This window comes from Duganella sp. GW822-FHT06D06, from assembly GCF_058799615.1.
In genome coordinates, this window is sequence record NZ_JBXALQ010000004.1 from 365,822 (window position 1) to 383,137 (window position 17,316).

General features: G+C 59.2%; 10 protein-coding genes and 2 pseudogenes. 6 read left to right on the top strand and 6 right to left on the bottom strand.

All coding sequences use genetic code 11. From position 1 onward, the window contains the following. The first annotated feature begins 2 nt into the window (after nucleotides 1–2). Genes AC1RMD_RS10205 through AC1RMD_RS10215 form a run of 3 tightly spaced genes read left to right on the top strand, consistent with a single transcriptional unit; the run spans nucleotide 3 to nucleotide 2,053 of the window. Entirely contained in the window at nucleotides 3–125 is a 123-nt protein-coding gene (locus tag AC1RMD_RS10205) for a hypothetical protein (RefSeq protein ID WP_492926221.1), read from the top strand. Nucleotides 126–146: 21 nt separating this feature from the next. Then, a complete protein-coding gene (tnpC, locus tag AC1RMD_RS10210) occupies nucleotides 147–1,547 on the top strand; it encodes an IS66 family transposase (RefSeq protein WP_492926372.1) in 1,401 nt (466 codons plus the stop codon). Nucleotides 1,548–1,564: 17 nt separating this feature from the next. Next, nucleotides 1,565–2,053, top strand: a complete 489-nt coding sequence (locus AC1RMD_RS10215) for a hypothetical protein (protein WP_492926223.1) — start codon at nucleotides 1,565–1,567, stop codon at nucleotides 2,051–2,053. Nucleotides 2,054–2,090: 37 nt separating this feature from the next. Here the strand turns inward: AC1RMD_RS10215 and AC1RMD_RS10220 are convergent. Continuing rightward, nucleotides 2,091–2,270, bottom strand: a pseudogene (locus tag AC1RMD_RS10220) (ATP-binding protein); the annotation flags it as partial. A gap of 417 nt (nucleotides 2,271–2,687) precedes the next feature. On the opposite strand from AC1RMD_RS10220, the gene AC1RMD_RS10225 reads away from it, so the two are divergent. Together AC1RMD_RS10225 and AC1RMD_RS10230 are read left to right on the top strand one after the other, a co-directional pair. Continuing rightward, nucleotides 2,688–5,432: a hypothetical protein gene (locus AC1RMD_RS10225; protein ID WP_492926225.1), complete on the top strand. Its 2,745-nt coding sequence runs from the start codon at nucleotides 2,688–2,690 to the stop codon at nucleotides 5,430–5,432. A gap of 1 nt (nucleotide 5,433) precedes the next feature. Next, nucleotides 5,434–6,144: a hypothetical protein gene (locus AC1RMD_RS10230; RefSeq protein ID WP_492926227.1), complete on the top strand. Its 711-nt coding sequence runs from the start codon at nucleotides 5,434–5,436 to the stop codon at nucleotides 6,142–6,144. A 44-nt stretch (nucleotides 6,145–6,188) separates the two neighbouring features. Here the strand turns inward: AC1RMD_RS10230 and AC1RMD_RS10235 are convergent. Together AC1RMD_RS10235 and AC1RMD_RS10240 are read right to left on the bottom strand one after the other, a co-directional pair. Next, nucleotides 6,189–6,371, bottom strand: a pseudogene (locus AC1RMD_RS10235) (helix-turn-helix domain-containing protein); the annotation flags it as partial. A 192-nt stretch (nucleotides 6,372–6,563) separates the two neighbouring features. After that, nucleotides 6,564–7,546 (bottom strand): IS5 family transposase gene (locus AC1RMD_RS10240; protein ID WP_492926374.1). Its coding sequence is split into 2 segments (ribosomal slippage): nucleotides 6,564–7,429 and nucleotides 7,429–7,546, totalling 984 coding nucleotides; the frame shifts between segments, so codons are not numbered across the junction. A 241-nt stretch (nucleotides 7,547–7,787) separates the two neighbouring features. On the opposite strand from AC1RMD_RS10240, the gene AC1RMD_RS10245 reads away from it, so the two are divergent. Then, nucleotides 7,788–9,233, top strand: coding sequence for a DUF4403 family protein (locus AC1RMD_RS10245; RefSeq protein WP_492926229.1), 1,446 nt, complete (start codon nucleotides 7,788–7,790; stop codon nucleotides 9,231–9,233). A 729-nt stretch (nucleotides 9,234–9,962) separates the two neighbouring features. Here the strand turns inward: AC1RMD_RS10245 and AC1RMD_RS10250 are convergent. Genes AC1RMD_RS10250 through AC1RMD_RS10260 form a run of 3 tightly spaced genes read right to left on the bottom strand, consistent with a single transcriptional unit; the run spans nucleotide 9,963 to nucleotide 17,300 of the window. Next, complete coding sequence (locus tag AC1RMD_RS10250) at nucleotides 9,963–14,075, bottom strand: C-terminal helicase domain-containing protein (RefSeq protein ID WP_492926231.1); 4,113 nt, start codon at nucleotides 14,073–14,075, stop codon at nucleotides 9,963–9,965. Next, nucleotides 14,068–16,029, bottom strand: a complete 1,962-nt coding sequence (locus AC1RMD_RS10255; protein WP_492926233.1) for a phospholipase D-like domain-containing protein — start codon at nucleotides 16,027–16,029, stop codon at nucleotides 14,068–14,070. Before AC1RMD_RS10255 ends, AC1RMD_RS10250 begins: the two co-directional genes overlap by 8 nt. Continuing rightward, nucleotides 16,026–17,300 (bottom strand): hypothetical protein, encoded by a 1,275-nt coding sequence (locus AC1RMD_RS10260; RefSeq protein WP_492926235.1) that lies wholly within the window; start codon nucleotides 17,298–17,300, stop codon nucleotides 16,026–16,028. The genes AC1RMD_RS10255 and AC1RMD_RS10260 overlap by 4 nt, the downstream gene beginning before the upstream one ends. Nucleotides 17,301–17,316: the final 16 nt, after the last annotated feature.

Sequence of the window (17,316 nt, forward strand, 5' to 3'; positions counted from 1 at the left end):
GCATGCTCATGCGTTTGACCTGCATGCTGGCGCTCATCGATCCCTCCGACCTTCCACCCGACCTAGACGCGATGCGCCGCATCGCCCTCGAACAGAATCGCATCGCCCACGATCTGTGGATGTAAGTCGAATTGCTCAAACACCAGTTGGCCCAGTTCGTCCGTGCGCGTTTCGGTGCCAGCTCGGAGCAACTGCCTGGACAGGGAGATCTGTTCGCCGAAACCGTCACCATTCCCGTGCCGTCGGCCTTGCCCACCACACAGGTCGCCGGCCACGTGCGACGGGGGCGTCCGGCGCTGCCCAAGGACTTGCCGCGCGAGCGCGTCGAGTACGACCTGAGCGACGCCGAGAAGGCATGTTTCGATCGGATCGAGAAGATCGGCGAGGAGGTCTCCGAAACCCTGGACTACACGCCGGCGAAGCTGACGGTGATCGAGCACGTGCGCATCAAGTACGCGTGCAAGAAGGATGGCGAATCGACTGTGCGCACGGCGGCGGCGCAGCCGTCGCCACTGCCGAAGTCCAATGCCAGCGCTGGCCTGCTGGCGCAGGTGTTGGTGAGTACCTTCGCCGACCATCTGCCACTGAACCGCCAGGAGGCGATCTTCAAGCGCCATGGCGTGCATCTGCCACGCGCCACGCTGTGCGAGTGGAAGCTGGCAGCGGCCGAACTGCTGGCGGTGCTGCGGCCAGCGCTCAAAGCCCATATCCTGGCCGCGCCGCGCGTGCACTCGGACGACACCACGATGCCGCTGCAGGAGGCTGGCCGTGGTAGCACCAAGACGGCCCGCCTGTGGGGATACCTTGGCGCCGGTCAGCGCGAAGAAAATGGCTTGTGGGTCGATCATCCGCCGGCGGTCCTGTTCGAATTCACCGCGTCGCGCGAGGCGATTCACCCGACGACCTTCCTGGCCAACTATCAGGGCTATTTGCAGGCCGATGCCTACAGCGGTTATTCGGCACTGTATCGTGGTGGGCGTGTGGTGGAGGTCGGTTGTTGGGCCCATTGCCGACGCAAGTTCTTCGAAATCGCCAAGGTGCAGAAGACACCCGGATTGGCCAGCGCGGCGCTGGCCTGGATCGCGCGCTTGTACGCTATCGAGAGGACCATCCGCGACCTGACGCCGGACCAGAAGTTGCGACAGCGCCAGGAACACAGCGTGCCGCTGCTGGCCGATTTCCGCCGTTGGCTAGATGGGCACGTGCCGCAACTGGTTCCGCAGGCGCCACTGGCCCAGGCATTCGGCTACGCCTTGCGCAACTGGGAGGCGCTGGCGCGCTATACCGAAAGCGGTGTGCTGGTGCCCGACAACAACGCGATCGAGCAGGCCATCCGTCCGATCGCCGTGGGGCGCTCGAATTACCTGTTCGCCGGTTCGGCGCGTGGCGGCCACGCGGCGGCGACGATGTACTCGTTGATCGGCACGGCCAAGCTGAACGGAATCAATCCCTACCTGTGGCTCAAAGACGTGCTGGCCCGGCTGCCATCACATCCGATCAACCGGGTCGCGGAGTTGCTGCCACTGCCTACCTACCACTGGGCGTGACGCGTTAAAATTGCGGGATGGACTCCCGCCTTCTCGACGCCCTGCGTAACGCCCCCAGCCTCGACTTGTATGAATTGAGCCTGGCCCTCAACCAAATGCTCGCCGACCCGCGCCGCATACTCGACGTTCGCCGTCATCTGCACCTGGGCGCGCAGGTGATGTATTTTGACCACCGCCGGGGCACCCTCGCGCCCGGCCGCGTGCTGCAACTGCAAGCGACCAGCGCCACTGTTCAGGACACCGCTACGCATACGCAATGGAAGCTGCCCTACGCCGCCATTGTCGCCGATCCGGCCAAGCGCGCCGAGCCGGCGCCTCCCATGCCACAGCGCCCCGTTGATGCGACCGCGTTCAAACTCGGCGACACGGTCAGCTTCACCGACAAGCATCTGCGCGAACGCATCGGCACCGTCACACGCATCAACGCGAAGTCATGCTCGCTACTGTGTGACGGGGAGCAATGGCGCGTCTCGCCGGGGCTGCTGCGTAAGATCATCGATTTGTAAGCAGCGTTGCGGTGACTGGGTTCCGCTGACACTTACGGATGTCGCAATGATGCGTGACGCGGTCCAGCAAGGCTGTCGTCATCTTGGCGTCGCCAAATACTTGCACCCACCCGCCGAACGACAGATTGGTGTTGATGATCAGGGACGTCTTCTCATACAGTTGGCTGATCAGGTGAAACAGCAAGGCGCCACTCGATGGCGGAAACGGCAGATATCCTCGCCGCCAACGTGCGCCCCTGCGCATTGAAATAAATCTTTCGCTGAAAACTCAATATAATTCAATCATGATTGAAAATATGGTGAATATTTCGTTACAATTTCGATAATTACGTGCTAGGATCTCTCGGACAATACCTCCCCTCGAGAGACATATATGCGAATTCTTACGAATATTGCACTTGGTATTTTCATTTCTCTGTCGTCCCAAGTTTATGCGGCCGGCGTCATTGTCGGACCTCTCTGTTTTGATGGCGTCAAGCAGGTAGATCACCCTGCCGATAGCATAACCGTTGGTGACGGTACCTGGACGCCCGCGGACTTCACAATATCTGGTCCCGCACCTCGAATAATCGTTTTTGATAGGCCCGTTGTTGGATCCGCTGGTCTTGAAACTTGCATCCAAACGGAGACCCGGATGACTGGCCTTGGTGCCGGTGTGATCCTCGCTGGAAAACTTACCGCCTTAAAGCTGCATGCACATATCTTTGCCGGCGGCGATCTCAGGAAAATTCAAATTGACGCAGACCAGCTTAGCGCGACACTCGCGTCCGTCGAAAAAGGCAAGCGTTCCATCGCAGGTGGCAGTATTAGTTTCAACGGATCAAAACTCTGGATTGGGAATACAAAGACGGTTCTAAGTACACCGACGTCTATCGATGGCGAATTGTCGGTCGAGTCATGGAACCGAACCATTTCTGGGGCCAAAGTCCTGGCAACAGGTGGAGCCACATTCACGACAGATCTGAAGCCAAAAGCTGGAGGGAATCTCACAGTCCATCTGGACCTCGCTTCGGGCAATGCATCACTGTGGAAAGGTGATCTTCGCGGGAGTCCAACCGCTGAAAAGAACAAGGACTGGCGACTCGGTTTCTTGGACCTTGACGCTGCCAACGTCTCGGCATCATCAATTCGACTCTCGGCGGTTGACGGGGTAGTTCAAGCTGTACTCGAAGACCTCAAGGGTGACGCTCAAGCGATGCGGCTTCCGACAATTGACCTGGCCTGGGCGGTCGACCGGCCGGCAATCAAAGCTGGCTCTTTAAGCGCAAAATTTGACCAGGGCGTAACCGGCTTTCAAATGAAAAGCCCTGATTTTCATGATCTGAACATCGAGTCCCCGTCGGCCAACATCCACAATATGGCTGGTGAAACGCTGGTATCGGGCAAATTGGCCATGGAACTCGGCCGCCTTTCCAACGACCTGATCTCATCCAGAACCATCTGGACCAAGCCGGCATCCGACGCTCTACTACCAATTTTTTCACAGAAGCGTCTGTCCAAAGTCACCATGAGCGTCGATGGAGCCCAACCGGCCCCTGCGATGGCACTGCAGATCGAGAGTCTCGGAATTTCAGTAGGCGGCGTCGATATTGAACACCCCACGGTTCTAACGACGCCAGCAACGCCTCTTGGCTCTGACCTCGTTTTTAAGGTGTCGATCAATGTCCCGACCGTTGGAGGTTCAGCTTCGATTACGGATGGGGACAATAAGGCAGTTATATCTGCCGCGCTTCAGACTTTTGCATTGAACGCCGTGGTAGTCGTTCCGTTAAAGGATTTAAAATCCAGCCGCATGGAAGTCAAGCCAAACGACTTTGTCCTCACTGTAACGGCCGCTGAATCGCTCACTCCATTTTTCGTGGGGGCGAAGCCAAATTTCGCAAAGCAAACTCTGAGCCTGACCAACAAGTCGGCACTTGTGGTGGGACGGCAAAGCACAGGCTATATTCTTGTGAAGGCCGAAGCCATGACGGTTGGTGAACCAGTCATTCGCATTGGTTCTCTAGGAACTTCCGGAAAGACAAGCATCGCCCTGAAATCGGTCGGGGAGGCTAGGCTATTGTATGACCTGGCGAGTCGTGATGTTCTCGTTGCGCAGGTCAAATTACATGCTGACGGCATCAAGTTCAAACTGGTGGGGCCAGGCGTGCAAAAGGTTGATATCGGCGACAACATCATAGAGGACCCTGAAATTCAAATCGCCGATTTGCTGATCGAGATTGACGAATTGGGGCCAGTACGAATCTCGCAGGGCCGGATCTTGGACTTCCAGGCAAGCGCTACGCAACTTAGTCGTACACCTCCCGCCGATAGCCCTGGCGGCCTAGCGTATTCCGGCAAGATGTCGAAACCATTCCAGGTCGCTAAAATTGCAGCGGCGCAGGTCAAAGCTAGGAACGTCATCGAATTTGAGCAGATTTCGTTTGAAGGGCTCACGCTGGACATCGATAGTGCGAGTGTTGCATTGGGGTCTGGAAGCGGCGTGAACGAAGGAAAGCTCTCGTTGACGATAGGTTCAGCATCGCACGTCATCGACCACGGCAAGGGCACCAATACCGTCTCGAATGCTCATCTTCTCGCGAGCGGAAAACTCAAGTTGAAGTCCGCGACCTTGAGCGCGAATGGCGGCATTAAAGCTGGTCTAGACCTCAACGTTGACGGGCCTATCAACGCACTCAACGGATCGGGCGCCATGCAACTGGCCGAGTTCACTGGCCACGCCAATGGCGACCTCACTATACCTTTCAAGTGTGAAAACGGTGAACACTTAAGGGTGCCCCAAGAAATCGACTTTGCTCTGCCGTCGTGGAGCCAATATTCGGCCAGTCTGGTTGGTGGAGAATTGGAAGCCACAGGCGATATGCCACCAGTTGGATTGGATCTGCATGCGAAAGGTGGGGCAGAATGCAACAACGCCGTCACCAAATATGTCGTAGTAAAGTCTCAAAGTGGCTGGACGAATGGCATTTGCGTCCATGGTTTTCCACCACAATTCCGGCGGTGCCGCTGGTCTTTTACCACGCCAGAAATAGCGTTCAACTACCATATTAAGTTGGCGATTCGCTTCGATAATATTGCCGCTACTATGTTGGCGCCGCGGCTAACGCTCAAGAACGGAGATGTATCTTTTTGCAACTCAAAAGGATTGCTGATGTTGCCTCCCACGTTGATCGTCGGTGGATACTCACCACAAATTGACACGTCATTTGGTGGGCCAGCGGAAAAAATAGTGAATGCCATCATTTTGGCAAACTTTGAGCTAGCAGAGAGTGCAATAGCAACAGGAATCTTGGGTGGTGCTGGTTTTTTGGTTAATTCGATAGCCCCTGAAACAGGGGCAGTCTATTGTGTTGGCGCGGACATTTTACGGAAGATCTAATATGAGAATGCTCTCGAACTACATATTTGCGTTAGCTGTGACTGCAATAGGGCTTCCGGTTCACGCGGCGCCAACCCCACTAAAAGTATCGATCCCATCACACACAGTTTGGTGTGTTGAGACAGCACAGGCGATCGAGATTCAGCCAGGCGACAAGGAATTTAGCGAAATCCTTTTCAATACGCTCTACCAAAAACTAGAAGTGGCGGCGATTGGAGCGAAATTGGCGAGCATCGGAGTCCCCTACCTTGAAGCATTGCCCCCAGTTGCTCCGAACCCCACACCAGCGCCACCCGCCCCACTTCCCGTGTCGCCAACGCCGCCCCCAGTTGGCCCTGGCGCGGCCGCGCCGGCACCAATTAGGCAATTTGTCCGTGTATGCGCTGCTGTGCCCCCACAAGCGCCTGCAACGCCGTCCGGAGTCACGAAGATCGACACCGCAGCCGTTGATTTGTATGCAGTACTCTGCCCTGTCAACGACGATACTGAGTGCAAAGAAGCCATTGGCAAGCTATTGATCTCAGCCCACGCAAAGACGGACGACGAAGTCCGCAATGTCGCGTGGCATACGAACCAGCCTACCTCCACAGATGGGAGCAAGGATGGACTTCAAAAGAGCCTGATTGATTATAAATTTCGTCCCCTCAAGATGGGGCAGACTTCGGCCAACGACCTTACTGAATTGACGATAATTTCCACACCCGTTCCTTGACGACAAGCGTCGGCGTCCTATATTCGTAATCCATGCAGACCGCACTGGGTGTGGGCCAGGTTGGCATCGTAGACGCCCTTGCCGCTGGTGCGCTTGAGTTTGCGGCTGATCGTGCTGGCAGAACGGCAAAGGCGTTTAGCAATGGAACGGGTGGAGCACAGGTCGGCGCGCATGGTCATGACAACGGCGCGCTCCTGAGTCGTCAAATGTTTGTAGATTTTCGCCATGGCGGCACCTCACAGCAGAAGGTATTGCACTTGGTCTTTGAGAACGTAGGGAGGCGCTGATTAATTCATGATTTTTGGTCCGCCGTCGATTTTCAGAGACAGAATTTCCCACCACTCGAAAACACGCAGAGCGAAGCTTCAAAAGGAGCGGTTTAACGCGAAACGGTGCCTATTTTGCGCGCCTTGCGGCACTCATGACGCACGTCGGGATTCAGTGATCGTAAACCGCCGGCCGGCGAGCACCAAATTGGCGAAGCCAAACAGCACGAACAGCTGCGCGGTGTTCTTGGCCAAGCCACGATAGCGAGTCTTGCGATGCCGGAACAGATTTTTGATGACGTGAAATGGATGCTCGACTTTGGCGCGCACACTGGCCTTGAGATGTTCGAGCTTTTCCCGCATCCGTCCCAGCTTGTTGTTGGGCAGAGCCTTACGTTTGGAGCGCTTCATGGCCACATGCCACGTCACGGCCTTGCCGATGTTCTCGGGGCGCTTCTCCACACCCTGGTAGCCGGCGTCGCCGAGGGCAGCGATCTCGTCCCCATGCAGCAACGCATGCGCTTGGGTGACATCAGCGACATTGCCTGCCGTGCCGACGACGGTATGCAACAGGCCGGACGCGGCGTCGACACCAATATGCGCTTTCATTCCGAAGTGCCAGTCGTTGCCCTTCTTCGACTGATGCATCTCCGGATCGCGCTTGCCATCCTTGTTCTTGGTCGATGGCGGCGCTGCGATCAAAGTCGCATCGACGATGGTCCCTTCGCGCATCATCAAACCCTTGCTGGCCAGGTGGCCGTTGATCTCGTTGAATATGCGTTCAGTCAGTTTATGTTGTTCCAGCAATCGCCGGAACTTGAGCAACGTGGTCGCGTCGGATGCGGATTCATGGGTCAGGTCAATGCCGACGAAGCCACGAATGGCTTGGCTGTCGTAGATCGCATCTTCGATGCCTTCATCGGACAAACCAAAGCACTGCTGGGCAATGTACATGCGCAGCATGCGTTCCAGACCGATCGGTGGACGGCCACGTCCGTCGCCTTTTGGATAGTACGGAAGAGCACCGCCACCAACGCTGGCCACGGCATTGCGGTTTCAATCTCGGCCAGAAAACGGTCACGCCGCGTCAGCTTCTTTTTGCTGGCGTACTCGGCATCCGAAAAGCTCGATTGCATCATCAGTTCTCACGAGGAATGGAAGTGATATTGTGACAGCTTACCGGCTGATGCGGCCACGCCGGACCGATTAAATCAGCGGTTCCCTAGGAAGTCTCAAACACCGTACTGCCGAACCAAATAGGACTCGCGTCTAACTATTTTCCAATCGGCACGGAATTTGGATTATTATTAATTTTTTACCTATTCATTATTACAATTTACTGCACAAACTGACTGCCGCCACCATAGGGAGAATACCTTGCAAATTGCAACTTTCCTGCGAATCGCCTTGTCTACTACAGTTACAGTCGCCGTCAGCGCCTGCACCACTGTGCTCAATCCAGCACGGCCGCCGGATATTCAAGCAGGGCCACCGCCATTGGTTCACGATTCAACAATTGCCGTACCTATAAAAATTGATGTTGGCGTATTAGCACAAGCTGCTGAAGCGCATTTACCAACGACCCAGGGACCTGGAGGCATTTATTGGATTTCAGGCATGGGCGTGGAGCACGGCGCTTCGGCGCAACTTGGCATTCATCGTTCAGGCCCAGTGACGGCATCGACTTCAAATGGTTGTGTGTCAATGGCTGCACCACTACAGATAAATAACGGGCGTATCGACTGGTCAGAGAAAATATTATTCGCTAGAGTGAGTAAACACTTCGACTTTGGAGGAGGAGGAAGTGTGAAAATCAAATCCTGCCTTAGCGTGACGCCAGAGTGGAGCATTAGTGCCAACCTCGTTCCAGACTTTACTTGGACCGAATCACCATGGATTGACATTAATCCACCGCTAGGCCACATCAAAATTTCTCTTCAAGACAAAGTTGATCCTATCCTTCGATCAAAGCTACCCGGAATTGCACAACAAGCGAATCAGATGGTGTCCGCATTTGACGTACGGACTAAGGTCAATTCCGCATGGAAAATAGTGCAGCGCCCAATTGTACTCGCGAAGTCGCCTGCGATCGTGCTTGACGTTCAGCCAACAGTAATAAGCATGCCGCCCATGGCAAGTGAAGGTAACTTGGTAGTCCTTCGTCCGGCAATCACGACCAAGTTGCTTCTGCGCTCAGGCGAGCCTGGGCCAAATGTTGCTGCGTTACCACTGCCGCCAAATAATGGCGCGATCGTCACGGACGACATCTTCATATCCCTCCAGGCAATTGCCGAATACTCTGCGCTGAATAACCTGATAAAGACTAAATTGGATGGCAAGGAGTTTGATCTTGGCGACGGAAAGTCAGTGACGGTTCGCAGTTTATCCATCTCTGGTTACGGCCCTCGAGTTCTTATACGCTTGGACATGAAAGCAAAAATCGGCATGTTTAAGAACGTCGAGGGCGTGTTGTATCTGGTCGGACAACCAAGGTACGACGACGCGTCACGGAAGATCTCGATTACCGACTTTAACTACGACGGCGTCACTAATAGCCTTATCGTTAACGAGGCCATTGCATTGACGCGTCCACTGTTTCTAAGTTACATCAAAGACAAACTGGTGTTCGACATATCTGGAAAGGTCGACCCCCTGCGAAAGCAAATTGAAGCTGGCGTCAAGGACTTCAAGGTGGCTAACGGCGTTACGGCCGATATCGCAGTAGCATCAATCGGTTTATCGGATGTGTTCGTGACAAACAATGCGATTGGCATAGTCACTGTCGTGAAAGGCAAGGCCCAGATCAACGTGAACAGTCTGTGAGAGAACATCGCTTGAATAACTGAATCGTTTTACGCAAAATACCGTAGTTTTTCTCAAAGCTCGACAATAAGTCGTAGAAATAACACGCCAAGTCCAACAGGCCGCGATATGTGAATATTGCGGCCTTTTTTTCCCACAATGGAAAGTACACCTAGCAAGAAAACCAGCGGCATCTGCGCCCCCCTACCAAGGGCTGGGATTTCGTAGAATCGGATCTGCCAACTGGGCCGCTGGCAAGCTGACAAATTGGCCTCCCCTGTCCCTGCCCTGTCTAAGTGACAACCTGCCCACTGTCCGCAGGTCTGGCATAGCCAGTGGGCTGAACGACTTCCGCGACGCACCGGAATTGCGCTGGCTGGATTCGCCTGTCCATCCCCGGTTCGTCGGTACGAAAAAGCCTTGCAGATCGTATCTGCCCGTGAGGTGTGAAGCCGCCGCGTCGCGGACCTCTCAGGTGAAAAACCGACAGCCCATGCCTCAAGGAGTTCCTTGACGCATTCTGTGATCGGCGTCAGGCTCGCTATCTAGCGTATGGCCCAAGTCGGTTGTTGGCGCGTGCGGTAGAGCCTTGTTTTGAAAATCCTTGTGTCAGTGGTTCGATTCCGCCCCGGCACCGAAAACATCGTTCACGCAACGCCCCCTTACGCAAGTGGGCGTTATCGTTTCTGAGATTCTTGATTAGTGAATCAGGGATCTTGGCTCCGATTTGACAACCAGGTAACTTTCAGATCAGTCCAGGGCGTTGAGGAGCAGGTCACGGTTGTGCTTCCGCGTGAAATTATCCAATTCATGCAATTTGCTGCGAACAGTCGACAGCGCGCCGAGCAGATTCTTACGAGCACGCTCCCAATCCTGCGGCGCGTGGTACACGGCGGCGTAGCGATAGTCGCGCTCATCGGAACTGGTATAGGCGGCGACGCCGGCGCGGATTTCCCCCTCCCACTCCGACGGCGACGCATGCGGCAACTGGTCGAGATCCGACGCCGGCAGCTTCGGCGGCTTGCCCAATCCGTGAGGTGTGACGACCAGCTCCCACCACATCTTCGGACCGGCAAACGGCGCTTGCAGCGTGCCCGACAGGTCCAGGCCGGCCTGCAGGCGGAAACGTTCTGCGCCGTCCGTCGTCAGGTGCAGCATGCCGTCCGGCAGGAAGGTCAGCGGCTGCGTTTCCAGCGCGCGGCCACCCGCGCCGACCTCGCCATACAGGGACTCAAGCATCGCCTCGAAGGCCTCTTCAAACCATGCTTGCACGCCGGTCAGCGCCTGGCCGCAAGCAATTACATCGGATTGCGTCATCGTCTTCTTCCATATTGAGGGTACGCCGGCCGGGAAGGCCGTGCGCGCCCAGTAATCATTAGCGTCCGGAGCGTTGCCGGGCTGGCGCAAATGCTGCGCGATACGGTGCACGCGCGCGGCCATGTGGTTGAGCAGCGTTTCGGCGCCTGGCGAACGCAACACCACGGCGCCAAACCACACAGCCCCGTCGGCCGCCATCAGATAGCCCGCCGTACGCGCACGATTTCGCTCGGCTAGCCAGTTGCCATGCGCGCGTTTGCCGTCGAGGTCAACGAAACGGTCTTCCTGCACGTGGCAGCGCAGCAGCCAGAAGTCCGTGCCTATCGCCTCCAGCAAGACCGGCGCACTGCCGGCCAGCCAGAGGCAGGTGTTACGTCCGGCGTCGAATGCAAACGCGGCGCTGGGCGGCTGCTTGACTGCGTGCGGCCCGCCTGACGCCAGCAGTGCCGCCGGCGACGGGGCCGCGCCGGCGCCGCGCACCATCACATACTCCTCCGCCCAGTGTTCCGTGCCGGCCGCCGCGTCGACAGCCAGCCGCAACACGCCGCCGCCCTGCTCCAGCCTATGGCGCACCACCATCGCGCCATAGGCCGGCAACGGCGTCACGCTGTCGGCGGCGCCGGCATCGGCCGGCTTGCCCGAGGTGACTTCCTGCTGATCCCGCTTGCGCACCATGCCTGCCGGCAGCGGCAGTTCGCCGCCGTCTTGCCGCACATAGCTGACACTGTCCGGGAAGTAGACGGCGCCGCCCTGCGGCTCATCGGCGCGATGCTGCGGCCGGGCCGGCGCGTCAAGCGCGTCGATGCTGATGTCGCCGATCTCGTCCTTGCGCTTGCCCAGATCCATACGCAGGTCACTGGCGATCTTGGCGCGGATGACGCGGTTGACCTGATGCTGATCCAGCGTGCCTTCCAGATACGGGAAGCCCACTTGCAGGCGCGGCAGGTCTGCGTCAGCGGCCTCGTGGGCGCCGATGCGCCGGCTGATCAGGCTGCCGAAGCGGTCGACACGACCGATGCGCTGCTCCAGGTCGCCGGAGGTCCACGCCACACCGTAGTGCACCACGCGGTCGCAGAACAGGTGCAGGTCGACGCCCTCCTTTAACACGTCCGTGCACACCAGGATGTTCGGATGGCATGGCAGGTTGAAGTGGGCGATCGCGTGGCGGTTGCGCACCCGGCCGGAACGGCCAATCACCGGCGCGAGCGGGCGGAACACTTCGCCGATGCGGGTACGCCACACATCCTCCCAGCTGACGACGACGCCGCCACGGAAGCATTTGCCAACGATCAGGTCGAAATTCTCAATCCATTGGCGCAGGCGGGTGCGCTGGTTGGCGACATACTGCGCCAGCGCGGCCGGCGCCTGCAGTTCGAGCAACCACAGCAGCTTGTCGGGCAGCTCGGCCGCGCCATCCGGCGCCTGCGGCAGGTGGGTGTGTAGGATGAACAGGTCGACCACGAAGTCGGTCTGGCGCATCGATTGCAACAGGCACAGCTGCATGGCCGCCAGTTTGTAGGACAGTGGTGTGTCCAGCGCAGGATCGCCCAGCAGCCAGTGGTTGGCGGCTTCATCCAGGTAGGGCTGTCCGAGCACGGCCAGCAGCAGGCGCTGCCAGCGCGCGCGGTTGCGCTCCCATGCCTGGTCTTCCTTCGCCTGCGATTCGCCGTCTTGCGGCTCCGGCCGCCGATGCAGGAAACCGCGCATCGGCTTGTGCAGCAGGTCCGTGTGACTGTGCAGGCGGCTGCGGAAGGACACCAACTTGCCGTTATGGGCATGCGTTTCCGAGCGCTGTTTCAGCGCTTCGAAGTACGGCAGCTCGGCCTGCTCGCGGTAGGCCTGGTTGTGGGTGGCGACGCCGGCCGCCGAAAGCTCGTCGTCATCGTCTTCCTCGTCGTCGTTGGCGGGCGTGGTTTCCGGCAGCGGCTCCTGGGCTTCGGCGCCGGTTGCCGGCACTTGCCAAAAACTGCCTGCCCACGGCGCGCCCGCCACATCGGGTGCGGACAGCAGCTCGCGCCAGGCGCCGAGACGCGCATCGACGCTTTCCTGGAAGCGCAGGTGCAGCAGGTCGCGGATTTCCTCGACGGTGTCGATGCGGCGCACGAACACCAAGGTCTTCTGCGTGCTGCCCTGGGCGATGCTGCGGTCGTACAATTCGTCCACCATGCGATTGAGCTTGGCATGCGGCATGCCGTAGCCGCTGCCCTGCCCCATCGCCTCCACGAAGCTGAAGTTCAGTTCATCAATCGCATTGCGGTCCAGCGCCTGGCCGTGCGGCTCGCTTTGCTTGCGGTCCTTCAGCGGCTCGATTTCCGGCGACACCGGGTCCTGCGTTTTGGCCGTGGCCGGGCCGATGCTGCGCGCCACCGATGACGACAGCGATTCAAACGACGCGCACTCGCCCAGCCGGAACCGGTTCGCCCGTCCGGCCAGCGCGCCGACCAGACGCTTTTGCACCAGCGCCATCGTCATCGCCATGAATGGATCGTCGGCGCCGGAATAGCGCACGCGATCGTATCGGCGGTATTGCACCTTGCCATGGCGCTGGCCGGGCTTGTCGGCATAGGAGCGGGTGCGGCGTATCATCATCTGCTGCAGCAGCTGCACGACGTCCCAGTTCTTCTGCGCGGCGCCGATAGCGGCGGCGACCGGTTCCTGTTCCAAGTAGGCATCCAGGCTGTTGATGTCCTTGGGGCCGGAGTGCAGCGGCGTCGCGCTGAGAAACAGCCATTTTTGCACCCTACCACGGAAGATGCGGCGGATATGCTGGTTCTGTTTGTTGTCGGTATGGCGCAGGTACTGTGCTTCATCTAGGATGATCAGGTCGAGCGGCGAAGCCGGCTGCGATACCGCATCGCTGCCGTCCGTCAAGATCGAGGCAAGGCGGCGACAATACTGCTCGGCCAGCGCGTAGCGCATCGCCTCGTTCCAGCCTTGCTCTTGCGCTTTGAACCGCGCGCCTATCGCCCGCTCCGCCTCATCGAGATGCTCTACATCGGCGACGCCTATGGTGGCAGCGTAATCGCTCAGCATGCCGTGCGCGGTGTGCTTTGCCAGCGACACCGGGCGGCTGAACGACGAGTAGCGCAACAGATGGATACGGCTGTCGTCGTTCTTCAGCGCGACGGTGAACTGGCGCAGATTGTTATGCAAGTGCAGTTCCTGCAACTGCGCCGCGTCGGCGCTCAGCAGCCTGTCGTCCAGCAGGCGGTAGCAGTTTCCCAGGAAGGCCGACCATTCTTTTTGCCACTGCTCCTGCAAAGAGGCGCTGGCGCAGACAATCACAATGCGCGAATCCGGCTTGCTCAGGAACTGGGTGGCGATCACGCCCATGGCTTGGCGCGTCTTGCCCATTCCGACTTCGTCCGCCAGATAGGCATAGCCCTGCTGCCGCAGCAAGGCCCACAGACCGGCCACACCCTCGCTTTGCAGAGTGGCTTGGGGACTCGGCTGCTTGGCGCCGGCGGTGGCTTCATGACCGTCAAAATCGATGTACGAGCGCACCATGCGCGCAGTCAGTGGCGACGGGATGATGTTTTCATTCATGGCTGGCCTCTTCCTTCTTCATCTCGTCATGGAACCATTTCAGGAATACTTCCACCTCAGCCGGCGCGCGGGCGCCAAACATGCTCTGGAAGGATGCCGATTCCGCCAGCGCCATGCGGATAGGTTCTAGCAGCGCGGCCAGCTCTGCGCCGATTTCGAGGCAGCAAGAACCTTCCGGCGCCCGCACGCCGACGCGCGCCAGACTCTCCATCAACTCCTGCACTTCGGACAGCTGGATGTAGCGGCCGATTTTTTCACTCGGCTTGACCGCCGGCTGCAGCGTGATGGCGCGGTACAGCGTGCTCACGCAGTATGGCGACGTGCTGTCGAAGGCCGGTACCTCTTCGCCCGAAGCCAGGCGGCGCAGCAGGTGCGCGCGCAGCTTCCAGGTCGCCTGGAACAGCCCGAAATAGTCGTAGCTGGCGTCGTCCTCATCCTGCTCGCCGTCGCCGCCGCCGCTACGGCGGCGGGCGGCGCGCTTGCGCAGCTGCTCATCGCTCGACTCGAGGTCCAGACTGCGCAGCAGCGCCAGTACCTTGTCAAGCCTTGGCCGTGGCTGGTATTGCAGTTCATCGTCCTGCGCATTGATCTGCAGCACCGCACCGCAATAGCTGCCAGGCTGGTTATTGCCATCCTGCCAGCGCACGATGAAGGAGCGCTGTGGCCGATGGCAATGGAATGTGATGGGCGCCAGATGCCCCCCCGCCGCGAAGGCGCGGCTGTGGCCCGCAACCTCCAGCGAGATGTTGAACGCGGCCGTCGGATCGAGCACCGTCAGATGTCCGCCAAACTCGCGCTTACTCCAGTCGTAATAGACGGTGGCATCGACCGGAGGCAACGCCGGCGGCTGTTCCTCCTCAAAATTGCCTGCCGCATCATCGAGCAGCGCACGATCGAGCGGCTGAAAAGGCGGCCACGGGCTAGCGCCCGCCGGCAGCTCGTAACGCAGCACCGCTTCCACATTGGCCATGCCCCCCGGCGCCGGACTCAGCGCCGCCGCCGTGAAGTTGGCCGAGCCTATGCACAGTGCGCGCTGGCCATCGGCCTGCTCCAACAGCAGCGCCTTCGCGTGCGTGTACTGTTCATCGGCAAACTTACCGAAACTAAAATGGTCCGGCTTCGGCAGCGTTGAAATTGGAAACGCGTAACCGGCCTTGTGCAGCGATGGCACGAACTGGCATTCAGCCACACCCAGCTTGCGCACCAGCCCCGGCACATCGCTCCAGAACGGCGACACCACGCTGGCACGCCGCCATGAACGGCCAGCCACCAACGCATCAAGCAGAGGGCCGCGCTGCTCGGACGGCAGCGCCAGGTGCAACGACGGCATCCCTGCGTAGTCGCGATACCATTGCGTTTCGTCTTCCAGGCGGGCCAGCAGCTCTTCGAGCACTTCGCGCGTGCCGCCTTCCTCTTTCCCCTGCACACCGCCCAGCTGCGCCTGCGCCTGCGCCTGTATCCAGTGCAGCAGCAGCGCCAACTCCGTCGCATGCTGGCCCGCGACCGGCGTCACGCCCACGATTTCCCGGTTCCTGGCCCAGCCGGACAAGGACAGGTTGCCGCTGCCGACCAACAGCCACAAGCCCGGCTTTCCGGTGTCTTTCAGCGTGCCGGCCATCAGCATCAGCTTCGGATGGAAGCGCCCTTTCCGCAGTCCAACCGACAGGCAGCCATAGCGCATATCGCCCTTCGGTTCGGGGCGCATCGAGCGATCATTGACGACCAGAACACGGATGTCCTTCAGCTCTTCATTGATCGCGTGGCGCGTCTCCGACACCCCCGCCAGATCGGCAACCGTGTCGCCGGCCAGCAATGGCAGCAGATTGTCTTCAAAGAAGCGCGGTTCGAAGTTGAAGGTGGTGAACAGCACCAGCCGCTCATTGTCCGCCGCAAAGCGGTCGACGACGGACTGGAGGGCTTCGCGCATGAGCGCGACCTGCTTGGGCGCACTCATGGCTGCTCTCCGTGCAATTGTTTGTAGATGGCGCCGGCGGCGTTCAGATAGTAGTCGTTGTCCCAAGAGGGATCGTCGGACGCCAGACGCTTCAGCGCGAAGTCGGGGTTGCGTACGTCGCCGCCGTGAACGGCGACCAGCTGGCCTTCCAGCGCGACCAGCGGATCGCGGCCGCGCGCTTCCATGCAATCCCTGTGATAAAGGACCAGGGCCTCGACGAACTCGGTCAATATGGCGCCCTCACTCGCATGCTGAGGATGGACCAGCAGCTGCGCCAGCCGCTGCAACTCACGCATGCGCCTGGCAGGTCCGGCCTTGGTGATGGTGGCGGCCAAGCCAGTGAACGCGACCGCCCGCCGGCGGATCTGCGGCAGGCTGTTCCGGATCTTGCCGACGACATCGGCAACAGTCTCATTCGCCGACGCGCGCAGGATGTCGAAGGTATCCTGCAACACCAGCAGGAAGGGTTCGCAGCGGTGCATATCGTCGATCTGGCGCGACAGCGCTTGCGAGGTCAGCAACTGGGTGCGTTTGTGCAACGGGAGGTCGCGGCTGCGAAGCTCGGCGAAGGTCTGTGCCAGCGCGCGATACTTGTCCTCCCCCAGTATGCAGCGCAGATACTCCCGGATGGCATGGTCCTGGAAGACGCTTTCAAGCGCCGCCTTGATGTTCTTGTGGCAAGCGACTTCCCTGACCAGCAACTGCCCACGCTCCAGGTAGGGTTCCAGCGCCTGCGCCAGGGCGTTTGTCGCCGCTTCGTTCCAGCTGCGCTCGAACAGGCCGCCTAGCTTGGCATCGACGATCCAGTCGTCATCGAACAAGCCAGCGCGTTCGCAACTGCCACGGTAGTACTGATGCAGGCCGTTGGCGACGGTCTTGCCGCTGCGGGCGGAGACGGTGAAATCTTCGCCTCGGCCGAGCAGCGCCTGGCTACCGTAGCAAATAGTGCGCTCGGACTGCTTGAGCCAGTATTCGATCAGGCCTTCCATCAGGCGGATGAAGCCGCGCTGGCGGGGGGCGTTCGTCAGCAGCGCCTGGAAACGCGGCCGCTCCCTGATCCAGTGAATCAGCAGCACGGCGCGCACGCCGTTTGCCTGCTGTACCGGCGAAGCCAGGTTCGGCACCAGTTCGCGGCCGATCGTGCTCCATACCGGCAGCAGGCCAAGCGGATCGCGGCCGGCCGGATCGCGGCTCAATTCGGGATCAAGTTGGGTGAAGTAAGGAAAAATGGCGCCAGGGATGTGTGGCGCGGATGGGGACTGAAGGCTCAAGCTCGGCTTTCGATAA

Excerpts from the sequence above, each read along its gene's own strand:
- AC1RMD_RS10205 (WP_492926221.1), top strand. The coding sequence starts at position 3 with ATGCTCATGCGTTTGACCTGCATGCTGGCGCTCATCGATCCCTCCGAC.
- AC1RMD_RS10215 (WP_492926223.1), top strand. The coding sequence starts at position 1,565 with ATGGACTCCCGCCTTCTCGACGCCCTGCGTAACGCCCCCAGCCTCGAC.
- AC1RMD_RS10225 (WP_492926225.1), top strand. The coding sequence starts at position 2,688 with ATGACTGGCCTTGGTGCCGGTGTGATCCTCGCTGGAAAACTTACCGCC.
- AC1RMD_RS10230 (WP_492926227.1), top strand. The coding sequence starts at position 5,434 with ATGAGAATGCTCTCGAACTACATATTTGCGTTAGCTGTGACTGCAATA.
- AC1RMD_RS10250 (WP_492926231.1), bottom strand. The coding sequence starts at position 14,075 with ATGAATGAAAACATCATCCCGTCGCCACTGACTGCGCGCATGGTGCGC.
- AC1RMD_RS10255 (WP_492926233.1), bottom strand. The coding sequence starts at position 16,029 with ATGAGTGCGCCCAAGCAGGTCGCGCTCATGCGCGAAGCCCTCCAGTCC.